The following is an 11,979-nucleotide window of genomic DNA, read 5'->3' as shown; positions in this document are numbered from 1 at the left end:
AGTAGCTTGGGTATAAAAGCAGCTAAGCCGCTTTGTATCACGGTAGAAGACAAGTTATTTTTTTTCGCTTGCCTCATGCGCTGAAATGGAAATAGCGTGAGAGCCTTTTGGTCCCTCATCTATTTCATAATTCACCAGTTGCCCTGCTTTTAATGTGCGGTATCCATCCATTTGTATGATAGAAAAATGCGCAAACACATCATCACCACCAGATTCAGGACAAATGAAGCCGAATCCTTTCGCATTGTTGAACCATTTAACCGTACCGGTTGCCATACCTCTGCATCCTTTCTGTAATTATAAATTGTTTGATTACTGGACTGTCTTTCCCCCTTTTAATCAGAAGGGTGATAGATGTATATAACGATCAATATAATAAGTTGCTATAATGTTAACATTATAATGCATCTTGTTAATAAATTTAGTTTATTCGCAACTATAGTCAAGTTAATATTCCTAAAAATGGTTAAAATGGGGTAAACTTAGTCGAAAGGTTGAAAGTTATTAGCCCAAATCTCTGATAGGTACTAAGATAGAATTATGAGTAAGTTAGATGAACTGATTGATTTCAAAACAAGTATAGAAAGTGAGCTAGAACTAAAACCACCTTCGTTTTACAAAGTGTTTTTGAATAATGATGACTATACTCCAATGGATTTCGTTGTAGATGTACTACAAAGGTTTTTTTCTATGGATATAGATAAGGCTAACCAGATCATGTTAACTGTCCATTCTCGGGGCAGGGGTGTTTGTGGTGTATTTACGGCTGAGATAGCCGAGACAAAAGTATCACAGGTGATGCAATATGCGAAAGATAACGAACAGTCCTTATTATGTACCATGGAACAAGCGTAATGATAGCAATATTACGCAACACGTAGTTATAGGGAGATGCCTATGTTAAGCAAAGATCTTGAAATCACGCTAAATGAAGCGTTTAAAACTGCACGTGAGAATCGCCATGAGTTTATGACGGTCGAACACTTACTGGTTTCACTCTTAAGTAACAAATCGGCCTGCGAAGCAATTAAAGGCTGCTCTGGTAATATCGATGCTATTCGTGATGAATTACTGCTTTTTTTAGAGCAGACAACACCTATTTTACCTGAGTCAGATGAAGACAAAGAAACACAACCTACGCTTGGTTTTCAGCGAGTATTACAACGTGCTGTGTTTCATGTGCAATCTTCAGGAAATAATGAAGTAACAGGTGCCAATGTGCTTGTCGCTATTTTCAGTGAACAAGAGTCACAAGCTGCTTATATTTTGAAAAAATCAGGCATGAGCCGTCTTGACGTGATTAATTTTATTTCCCATGGTATTCGTAAAAACGACGAAGAATCAGAGATTGAAGATAATCAGGATGCATCAGAACAAGCGATTAATGATAGTGACGATCAATCGACTAAACTGGAAAACTTCTCAGCGAACTTAAATAAATTGGTTGTTGAAGGGCGCATTGACCCATTAATTGGACGCGATGAAGAACTCACTCGTACGATTCAAATCTTATGTCGCCGTCGTAAAAACAACCCATTGTTAGTGGGTGAGGCTGGGGTAGGTAAAACTGCAATAGCTGAAGGTCTCGCATATCGTATTGTGAATAAAGAAGTGCCTGACGTAATGAAAAATACCCAGGTGTTTTCTCTTGATCTCGGTGCACTGCTTGCTGGTACTAAATATCGTGGTGACTTTGAAAAACGTTTTAAATCATTATTGAAACAGTTACAAAAACATGATGATGCTATTTTGTTCATTGATGAAATTCATACCATCATCGGTGCTGGTGCCGCATCGGGTGGACAACTTGATGCCGCTAACTTACTTAAGCCACTACTCAGTAATGGTTCGTTACGTTGTATCGGCTCGACGACCTATGCTGAATATAGCCAGATTTTTGAAAAAGATAGTGCATTGGCACGACGTTTCCAAAAAGTAGACATAATGGAACCCTCTATTGATGATACGGTGAAGATCCTGCAAGGGTTGAAATCACGTTACGAAGAACATCATGATGTACGCTATACCGCGAAAGCACTACGTGCTGCCACCGAATTATCTGCGAAGTATATTAACGAACGTCAACTGCCTGATAAAGCAATTGATGTAATGGATGAAGCCGGGGCGAAACAGCGTTTATTACCAGAGAATAAACGTAAGAAAACAATTGGTATCGGTGAAATTGAGTCTATTGTTGCAAAAATGGCTCGAATTCCTGAAAAATCAGTTTCATCAAACGATCGTGATGTGCTTAAAAACTTAGAGCGTAACCTGAAGATGGTTGTGTTTGGTCAAGATCCAGCGATTGAAGTGCTCACTGATGCGATCCGTTTATCTCGTTCTGGTCTTGGTGCTGAGACTAAACCAATTGGTTCATTCTTATTTGCAGGTCCAACAGGTGTCGGTAAAACCGAGGTGACTCAACGCTTAGCTAAAATAATGGGTGTTGAGCTAATTCGTTTTGATATGTCTGAGTATATGGAACGTCATACTGTATCTCGTCTGATCGGTGCGCCTCCTGGTTATGTTGGTTATGATCAAGGTGGTTTATTAACGGATGCGGTTATCAAACAGCCACATGCAGTTGTGCTTTTAGATGAAATCGAAAAAGCCCATCCGGATGTATTTAACTTGTTATTACAAGTCATGGATAACGGTACGTTAACGGATAATAATGGCCGTAAAGCGGACTTCCGTAATATTATACTGGTGATGACGACGAATGCGGGTGCCGCTGAAACAGTTCGCCAGTCAATCGGTTTTAAAGAGCAAGATAATAATAGTGATGCGCTTGGTGAAGTGAATAAAATATTCGCACCTGAATTCCGTAACCGTCTTGATAATATTATTTGGTTTAATCACTTAGATATGGATGTTATTCATATGGTGGTGGATAAATTCTTAGTTGAGTTAGAAGCCCAACTTGATGACAAGCAAGTGACATTGAACGTATCAAACGATGCGCGTAAATGGCTTGCGAATAAAGGGTATGATAAAACCATGGGTGCACGACCAATGGCGCGTGTTATTCAAGATAAAATTAAGCGCAACCTTGCGAATGAAATCTTGTTTGGCAAACTATCAAATGGTGGTGCGGTTGATATTCAATTGAAAGGTGATGAGTTGGCTTTTACATTTACCACTGCCAAGGTAACCGCAACAGAAACATAATATGTTGAATGCTGTATAAGCTTGTTTTTTTTCGAATTAGTGTTATTTTGTAGCTATGCTTGGCTTAAAGAGGGAATGCTATATGGATATTTCCGCATTAACTAGAGTCGAAATTAGTATCCCTGATGGGATTGATTTTGATTCATTAGAACTAGAACTGGATGATGACGGCAGTGTTTCCTTTGATATTGACACATTGGAAGCGGTGGCATTGGAAAGTGGTATTGACGTAGCTTTATTAGATGAAGGTTACGTGTTACAAGTTTTACTGATTAGTTTTTATCAATGGCACCGAGTTCATGACGGTGACTTGAACCCTGTTATGGAAGATATTATCGAACAAGCAAACGATTTATCTGTTTACTCTGATGATGAGTTGATTATGATCCTAGGCTCTGCTGAAATGGATAAACAAGCTAACGTTGCTATTTTGCAAATTGTTCATTAATTCATCATTAAGCATTCAAATTACAGTAACGTAGAACAAAAAATGGAAGCCAATTGGCTTCCATTTTTATTATCATCAGTATTAGTATTATCGGCGTTGATAGATAGGACTAACACTATTTATAGCGTGATTTATTCACTGTCTTTAACTTGTAAACCAACGTTACCCGTCTTCACGATATCAATGATACCTTTCTTGAATAATTGACCTACTGCGCTTTTGAATGTTTTCTTACTTACACCAAATAAACGCGCAATTGTTTCAGGGTCAGTTTTATCTGTCACTGGCATGAAACCACCATGTTTATTCAGTTCTGACAATAACACTTGGCTAAAGTCCGATACTTTACCGTGACCGGGTTCATTCAGTAAGATATCAATTTTACCGTCTTCACGTACTTTTTGAATATACGCTTTTTGTTTTTCGCCACGGTTTAATTTCTTAAACATTTCATTTTTGTATACAACACCCCAATGGCTGTTATTTACAATGACTTTATAACCCAGATCAGTTGGATCAACAGGTGTGATTTCAACTTGCTCATGTATTTTGTATCGCGCTGGCGTATTGTCAACATGGCGATCTAGTTTTGTTGTTGCTGTAATACGACCATGAATGCGATCAAGATAGATAGCAACAAGGTATTCACGACCCACTTGTAATGGAATGCGTTGTTCACTGTATGGCACTAACAGATCTTTGTCTAAACCCCAATCAAGGAATGCACCCACATTGTTTACTTGTTTTACTTTTAGCATGACGAATTCGCCAACTGCACCGAGTACTTTTTGCGTTGTTGCAATGATACGGTCTTCTGAATCAAGGTAGATAAATACCTCAAGCTCATCACCGATATCTATATCCAATGGTGAGTTTGTAAAAGGCAACAGTATTTCACCTAATACACCGCCGTCCAGGTAGAAACCCGATCCAGTTTCTTTGATAATTTCTAAGGTATTTAACTTACCTAATTCTGCCATAGTGCTTTGCTCTGTCTTGAAATAACGAGGGTTATTATAGTCACCCAATAATGCGGGCAATGTACCACGAAGCGCGAAAAAAACCCAATATTTGCGGATGAATTAGTATTAATTAGTTGAAAGGTTAAATATATACACTAATATTGCTTGATAATAATGCCTTCTGTTATACTCCGCCGACATAATTGCGGTCTTTCTGAAGTATAAATTCTCAAAACCTTTTCGCAATTCCTAATCCCCTTAATATTAGTATAAATTATCATGACGCAACAAGACATCAAACTAACACGACTTAATAAATATATCAGTGACACGGGTTATTGCTCTCGCCGTGAGGCTGACCGCTTAATTGAACAAGGTCGCGTAACCATTAACGGTAAGATTCCTGAAATGGGGACGAAAGTGTCAGATGGCGATATGGTATCTGTAAACGGTAAGCCAGTAAAAGCCAAGCAAAAGCGTATCTACATTGTTTTAAATAAACCGGCAGGCATCACGTGTACAACAGAGCGTCACATTCACGGCAATGTAATTGATTTGATTGACTACAGTACACGCATATTCCCAATTGGTCGTCTTGATAAACCCTCAGAAGGTCTTATCTTTTTAACCAATGACGGTGATATTGTTAATAAAATACTACGTGCTGGTAATGCGCATGAAAAAGAATATATTGTTAAAGTTGATAGCACGGTTACAGACAAATTTTTAACTGGTATGGCGCGCGGTGTGCCAATTTTAGACACCGTCACTAAAGCCTGTAAAGTAACACGCGAAGGTCGTTTTGAATTCAAAATAATTTTAACGCAAGGTCTAAATCAGCAGATCCGACGCATGTGTGAGCATTTTGGTTTCCAAGTAAAATCACTCACGCGTACCCGTATCATGAACATTGATATTAAAGGTTTAGCGACTGGCCAGTGGCGTTTGCTAACGGATAATGAAATGGCAGAAATAAACGCCATGGTTGAAGGTTCTAGCAGTACCGAAGAAGCGTCTGATTATGGCCAAGTTAAGCCTAAGGTAAAAGGCCAACATTCAAAACGTGGTGTTAACAGTGCTGCTCGTCAGAAGCGTTTTGGCTACGGTGACTATGCAGCAACCCCTGGTCAAGTTTTGAATGATGAAGCACGTTCAGATGTTTGGAGTCAAGATGAAACAGTCGCTGATCTAGATAATAACGACGAACCGGCGTCTAATTTTTGGACGCAAAATGAAAAATCGTCTGATGCTGATGTTTCATCTAATGTGTCTTCAGGTATAGCTCTGCAAGATAAACCAGCGTCTTATTCTGATGAACAAATTGCATCGAGAGCGCGTTTTAACTCGGCTGAAAAGAAAAAAGAACGAAAAAAACCTGCTACACGTTTCAGTATTATTGCTGACCGTGAAAAAGCCAAGTTGGCTAATGCTACCAAAGCTAGCCCAGCTGCGCCGCGTGTTAAAGGTACTCTGTCGTTGAAAAAGAAGTAGTCCAATATAATGTCATTTGATCATTACCCTAAGATAGACATTCCGTTTGATGTTCGCTACACGTGTTTATTTTGTGGCGAGCCATCTAATAGTGATGTTAACATCCCATTTTCTGCCGATGATATACATAACGCGCCGCATGATCCTTTATCGGTGCCTGCGTGCACCGAATGTACGTCGGTTGTTAAAACGGCCCGTTGTCAGTCTATTTATCAATACCGCAATGCCGTAAAGGCAGCGTTAACGCGTAAATATCAAAAAGCGTTAAGTATTGGTTCAAATTGGACTGAGCAAGAGTTGCAAGAGTCTGAATTTGAAGGTGCGGCATTTGAAGGTTTTAAACGTAGCGCCTGGATGATGTATACCATGACAAAAGATAGGGTTAACTATTCAGGTTGGCCGTTGTGTGTTGACGGAATCCCGCTTGCTGCCGATGATGAGGCTGGTGGTTTTACCTTTGATGGTACCGACTTTGTCAGTGTTGAGCATGCAATCGAACATTATATAAAAACGTTTCATCTCGACGCAATATTATTACCCGAATTGGTTAAAGCATTGGGTAAAGATAAGTTTGGTTATGCTGTTCGCGTTAGTCGTCTTTATCTTAGTATAACGGGCGCAGAGCGCATGCAGATTATTGCCGACATAGTCGAAGCTCAAACCGAAGCATGATGACATGAATAACGCTAGCTAATTAAGTGCCTAGCGTTATTCAGTTATTGAATTGCACGGTTTATCTAAAAGATAAAATTAAGCATTAACGTATACAACTGCGCATCTGTCTCATCATCAGTAGGAGCTGTAATTAACTCACCATTACTGCCCCCATTTGCATCAGTATATTTCCACTCCGCATTTAACGATACCGTTGTTGTTAACTCATAACGTAGTCCCAATAAAAGCGAATTATTTTTTTTGGTGTGGTGTGATTCGGCATAAGTCACATACGGTGTAAACTTATCAATATTATAACCAATGCTGGAATACCAATTGAAATGCATTTTATCGATTAATACTTCAGTTGTTAACGTCAATTGCTCCCAAGACTTCTCAATACCTAAGGTATAAATATGGATACTATCAGCAGCATAGTGCTGACTTCCAAGTGGCGTTGTTACATCAACAGCGTATTTAAAGTGGGCATAATTGAACATAATTCGATAATCAAAACCACTGATTTCACTGTGTAAACCTAGCGTATTGTCGATGACAAAGTCATAGCTAATTACGCCTATATCAACGCTCCCATCACTTTCGACACCGGCATAAGGTGTAAGTGTTAAATAACTCTCATCATTTATTTCGATATCCCAAGTCCCAGAAATACCTTCATAAGCCGTGAACCCTAAGATCGAGTTGTATACTTCTTGTGGTGGACGCGCTGATGTATAAGCTTGTCCCACATAGTAATACTCTGAACTTAGAAATAATGGCAAACGTAGTCGACCAAGCTTTAAATTAAAATCGGAAACGCTATAACCAACATACGCCCATTCTAATTCCGGAGATGACCAATCATCTTGAGGACGTTTAACAACTTGAATTGATGCATTAAAGCTATCGTTGAAACGGATATCACCTTGTAAACCTAACGTGGTATCACAATCGTAACAAATGTCGTCGGTGATCTCCCTGTTTACATATAACGGCGTGGCATTATTAGATTGAGTAATAGATGTAGAACCAAAACCACTCAACGAAATGTCATCGGTAAGATTTATTCTTGCGTTGGTTGTGAATGTAGTCAGCGATAGTGTTGTTGCTATAAAGCAGATTGTGGATATATGCATGCTTTATTCCTCCGGCTCTAAAATGAATAAAACATTAACATGTTCTGGTAATGACTTGATGGTGGCATAAGCGATACCGTTAGGGTTTTCTTCTAACCAGTTCAAGATTGTAGCAATGTCATTGTTTGATATGGTGACTGGTAAGTTGCCCTTTCCTGAGAATGCTAAACTTGCTCTGTAACCATTCATTTGAGATAGCGATTTACCAAGTAGCGTTTGGTAAAAATTCGCTTTATCATTGCTATCCTCTGTTAGATCAACAAGATTAATATTTGCCTTGTTGATGCGTTTCACTTTCCCTTTATAAATCATCCTGACTTTACTTTTACTCAGTACTGGAAAGGCATTGTTTAATGAAAACACGGCAAAATTTCGGCCTTCATCTTCACTCGTATCTTCATTAGCAGAGGCTAAAAATGGCGGGGAGAGTGAAATAATGAGTAGTCCGACGCAAAAAATGCGTAAGTTTAATCCTTTAAACATGTTTACCTGCTAATTTCGATTCTATTACCTATCATTTAAGTTAGTCAGAATGAGGGTAAATAACAAATAAATTGTTACATGGAAGTCAAAAAATTATGCTTAATACGCTATCGATCAAAAAACGGCTGATAATGTTATTATTATGCCCATTATTATTACTCACGTTGTTGATTGGCGATCGAGTCAGTGAGTCTGTGTCTACGTTAGGTCAACTGGATAAGTTGAAATCGAGAATTGAATTATTGGCAGAGTCATTACAGTTAAATTCATTACTACATTCTTTAAGGGTGAGTAAGTTGTCAGCGAGTAATGTCACTAATGAAGATAATCTTGGTGCATTTTCTGCTTCAATAAGCAAATTAAAAGTATTAGCTCCTTTAGCCCTACAAGATGATAGCAATGCAATGGCGCTATTATCGGATTTAGACGGGGTAGAGGAAGAGTTTACCTTTTTGAGTGCTGAGGATATTAATGATTGGTCAAGTTGGATATCAGATTCGACCAGTCAATTACTGCTTATATTAGAAAAAAATCATCTTGAATTTAATGATAAAGAAATACAAAGTAATCTAGAAGTGTTGTATCAGTTGCAATGGCTCTATTTTTGGGCAAATGAAGAAAACTGGTATATAAATCTTATCGTCAGAGGTATAGAAGGCGATGCAAAAGTATTGTTACCGCCGATTGTAGAAAGACAACAACTTTTTATTGAACGCTTCATTGCGATAAGTGCTGATAATAATCAGATTTCTCTGTTACAGAGTACTTTTTCTGACCAGGCCTTTACCGATAGTTATGCATTACGTAATTTGATCCAGAATGGACATTTCCAAGCAAATGCGAGCGATTATGATATATCGGCGTTAGATAAGCGGTTAGCACTTATTAGCGAGGTTGTTGCTAATGTTGGGGGGCACTTATCCGCTAAAATTAAAGCTAAAGTTGCTGAAGCAAAAATGCATGTTGTCGCATTTTCTATTTTTATTATGTCTCTATTGGTGTGTGCAAGTTATTACGGCTGGATGTTAATACAACGTATTCTGGGTAATTTGAACGAAATTATAACCACGTTAACCCGTATTGAAGAGAAACATGATTATTCATTAAAAATAAAAATAGACGGCAATGATGAGTTTAGTGCGTTTGCAAAAATGTTGAATAATCTTATTGAAGAACGTCACATCAATGAAAAACAGATAATCCAAGCTAAGGAATCTGCGGAACAAGCAAATGTGGCTAAAAGTTCATTTTTAGCCAATATGTCACATGAGATTAGAACGCCGTTAAACGGCGTGATCGGGATGTCTAATATCTTGTCAAATACCAAATTGACACCATCTCAGCAAGACCACCTTGCCATTATTGAAAATTCATCGCAAACATTACTTATATTGATTAATGACATTTTGGATTTTTCTAAGATTGAATCCGGACACCTTGCGATAACGAATCATAGCTGTGATTTACGCGAAGTTATTTATGATACCGTGGCTATTATTACCCCGAGTGCTGCAGCTAAGAACCTCGAATTCAGTGTTAATATTGCCCCTGAACTGCCGAATGAATTATTACTTGATGAACATAGATTGCGTCAGGTATTGATGAATTTATTATCCAATGCAGTTAAGTTTACCGACAGTGGTACAGTTAGCTTAACACTCGGTAGTAAAGTCATTGAAAACTCTAGAGCTGAGTTGTATTTTTCAGTGGCAGATACGGGTACTGGTATAGAAGAAGATAAACAGCAGAAAATTTTCGAACCTTTTACACAAGAAGACGGTTCGATTACGCGTCAATTTGGCGGGACGGGACTGGGCTTGGCGATTAGTACTCAGTTAATCGAATTAATGGGAGGGGAAATAGGCGTTGATTCTGCCAAAGGGCAGGGAAGCAACTTTTATTTCACTATTGAAGCCGAATTTATTGCTGAAGTTCGGGTTCAGAAAATAGTCCCCGTAAATACCAACGTCATCATTATTAGTAATAAAATGGTTTTTTGTGACACTATATGCGCAGAATTATCACGTAATAATATAACTGACATAACGACGGTGGCCTATACGCAAGATTTATTTAACAGCCTAACGATAAATGATCGGGTAGAAGATAAAGATGCTAATCACTTGATCATATATTGTCAAAACAGCATTAAATTGACCTTAAAGGATATTGATTTTTTAAGTCAACGGGCCCTAAAATACAGCTTTGTGTTAGTGCAGTCACATGCCGATGATAAGTACGATTTCGACAGTCGAATTGATGGTTTGGTGACCATGCCATTGCTTGGAAATCGATTATTAAAAGTAATTAATTCAGCACTAGAAAATCAACTGGAGTCACAAACGAGTATTGCAGCTAGTTTGTCCGCTGAGGCGACTTTAGAACCACATCTGCAGATGGAAAAGGATATGAGCCCAAAGGATAATTCGCTTATCCTGGTTGTCGAAGATAATTTAATAAATCAAAAAGTCGCGACATTACTGCTCAAGCAGTGTGGGTACGATAGTCATGTTGCCAATAACGGTAAAGAGGCTGTCGAGATGGTATCTTCTGGACAGCATAAATATAAAGCAATCTTAATGGATTGTATGATGCCGGTAATGGATGGGTTTACAGCAACAGAACAAATTCGAAAATGGGAAAAATCGTGTTTGGTTGCGCCAACACCGATCATAGCCCTAACTGCAAGCGTACTGGATGCGGATATCCAGCGCTGTTTTGATGTCGGCATGAATGACTATGTCGCTAAACCTTTTAAGAAAGAAGTACTCATCGACAAGATTGAGCGACTAGCAAGTGCCGCTTAATTCGATATTACGTGTTTATTTAGAATCAAGGTTATGGGATTGCTGAACAATCAATATTTTTAGTTCAGCAATATCCTGCTTCAATTCAGAAATTTCGCCATGTAATGCGTCAGTACTTGACGCTTGTTGTCTTGTAGACAGGTCGTCACCATCAACAAACCATGACGAAATGAACCCTGTAAACGTACCGAATAAACCGACACCAGCCGTCATTAGTAACGCTGCAATGATACGTCCGCCTGTTGTCACGGGGTAATGATCGCCATACCCAACCGTAGTTATCGTCACGAATGACCACCAAAGCGCATCGATACCGTTGTTGATGTTACTGCCTACTTGTCCTTGTTCTAATAATAAAATACCGATAGAACCAAAGGTTAGCAGGACAAATGATAATGCTGCCACTAATGAAAAGGTGGCTTTAAAGCGATGCTCAAATATCATCTTGAACATGATTTTTGATGAGCGGATATGTTGGATAGATCTTAACACTCGAGCAATACGAATGATGCGAATAAATTGCAGCTGTTCGACCATTGGTATGCTAGACAATAAGTCAATCCAGCCCCATTTCATAAACTGTAGTTTGTTATCAGCTTGATAAAGGCGAATGATAAAGTCAGTGAAAAAGAATAAACAAATAGTGTTGTCCACACTTGTTAATATTTCGGTGACGCTACTTGAAAAGGTAAAGATAAGTTGCAGTAGAGATGAGACCACAACATGCAGTGATAAGATCAGCATAAAGATCTGGAAGGGATTTACATCACTATTACTTTTAACGTCAGTTTTTATTTTGGTTTCCACAAGTTAGCGCCTCGGTTCAT

General features: G+C 38.6%; 11 protein-coding genes. 6 read left to right on the top strand and 5 right to left on the bottom strand.

Translation table 11 applies throughout. The features are described from left to right. Positions 1 to 54 precede the first annotated feature (54 nt). Positions 55 to 276 (bottom strand): cold shock domain-containing protein CspD, encoded by a 222-nt coding sequence (gene cspD, locus MORIYA_RS04710; protein ID WP_112713115.1) that lies wholly within the window; start codon positions 274 to 276, stop codon positions 55 to 57. 264 nt (positions 277 to 540) lie between these two features. On the opposite strand from cspD, the gene clpS reads away from it, so the two are divergent. The 3 genes from clpS to MORIYA_RS04695 all read left to right on the top strand — a co-directional run bounded on the left by clpS (position 541) and on the right by MORIYA_RS04695 (position 3,619). Then, on the top strand, positions 541 to 855 hold the full coding sequence (clpS, locus tag MORIYA_RS04705) for an ATP-dependent Clp protease adapter ClpS (protein WP_112713113.1): 315 nt from the start codon (positions 541 to 543) through the stop codon (positions 853 to 855). Between the two features lie 42 nt (positions 856 to 897). Beyond that, complete coding sequence (clpA, locus tag MORIYA_RS04700; RefSeq protein WP_112713111.1) at positions 898 to 3,171, top strand: ATP-dependent Clp protease ATP-binding subunit ClpA; 2,274 nt, start codon at positions 898 to 900, stop codon at positions 3,169 to 3,171. Positions 3,172 to 3,253: 82 nt separating this feature from the next. Further along, positions 3,254 to 3,619: a hypothetical protein gene (locus MORIYA_RS04695; protein WP_112713109.1), complete on the top strand. Its 366-nt coding sequence runs from the start codon at positions 3,254 to 3,256 to the stop codon at positions 3,617 to 3,619. A 131-nt stretch (positions 3,620 to 3,750) separates the two neighbouring features. Here MORIYA_RS04695 and MORIYA_RS04690 read toward each other — a convergent pair whose 3' ends face one another. Next, entirely contained in the window at positions 3,751 to 4,599 is an 849-nt protein-coding gene (locus MORIYA_RS04690; protein WP_112713107.1) for a CvfB family protein, read from the bottom strand. A gap of 261 nt (positions 4,600 to 4,860) precedes the next feature. On the opposite strand from MORIYA_RS04690, the gene rluF reads away from it, so the two are divergent. Next, a complete protein-coding gene (gene rluF, locus MORIYA_RS04685) occupies positions 4,861 to 6,072 on the top strand; it encodes a 23S rRNA pseudouridine(2604) synthase RluF (protein WP_112713105.1) in 1,212 nt (403 codons plus the stop codon). Between the two features lie 9 nt (positions 6,073 to 6,081). Beyond that, on the top strand, positions 6,082 to 6,744 hold the full coding sequence (locus MORIYA_RS04680; protein ID WP_112713103.1) for a hypothetical protein: 663 nt from the start codon (positions 6,082 to 6,084) through the stop codon (positions 6,742 to 6,744). Positions 6,745 to 6,809: 65 nt separating this feature from the next. Here the strand turns inward: MORIYA_RS04680 and MORIYA_RS04675 are convergent, their stop codons facing one another. Together MORIYA_RS04675 and MORIYA_RS04670 are read right to left on the bottom strand one after the other, a co-directional pair. Beyond that, positions 6,810 to 7,862 (bottom strand): hypothetical protein, encoded by a 1,053-nt coding sequence (locus MORIYA_RS04675; protein ID WP_112713101.1) that lies wholly within the window; start codon positions 7,860 to 7,862, stop codon positions 6,810 to 6,812. Positions 7,863 to 7,865: 3 nt separating this feature from the next. Continuing rightward, positions 7,866 to 8,345 carry a hypothetical protein gene (locus tag MORIYA_RS04670; RefSeq protein WP_112713099.1) on the bottom strand — a complete coding sequence of 160 codons (480 nt, stop codon included), beginning with the start codon at positions 8,343 to 8,345 and terminating at the stop codon, positions 7,866 to 7,868. Between the two features lie 131 nt (positions 8,346 to 8,476). On the opposite strand from MORIYA_RS04670, the gene MORIYA_RS04665 reads away from it, so the two are divergent. After that, positions 8,477 to 11,152, top strand: a complete 2,676-nt coding sequence (locus MORIYA_RS04665) for an ATP-binding protein (RefSeq protein ID WP_232011510.1) — start codon at positions 8,477 to 8,479, stop codon at positions 11,150 to 11,152. A 15-nt stretch (positions 11,153 to 11,167) separates the two neighbouring features. Here the strand turns inward: MORIYA_RS04665 and MORIYA_RS04660 are convergent, their stop codons facing one another. Further along, positions 11,168 to 11,959 carry an ion transporter gene (locus MORIYA_RS04660; RefSeq protein WP_112713095.1) on the bottom strand — a complete coding sequence of 264 codons (792 nt, stop codon included), beginning with the start codon at positions 11,957 to 11,959 and terminating at the stop codon, positions 11,168 to 11,170. Between the last annotated feature and the right edge of the window lie 20 nt (positions 11,960 to 11,979).

The sequence above is a fragment of the Moritella yayanosii genome, assembly GCF_900465055.1.
Taxonomy (GTDB): Bacteria; Pseudomonadota; Gammaproteobacteria; order Enterobacterales; family Moritellaceae; genus Moritella; species Moritella yayanosii.
The sequence above is the reverse complement of the archived record's forward strand: the minus strand, read 5'-3'. Positions and strand labels throughout refer to the sequence as shown.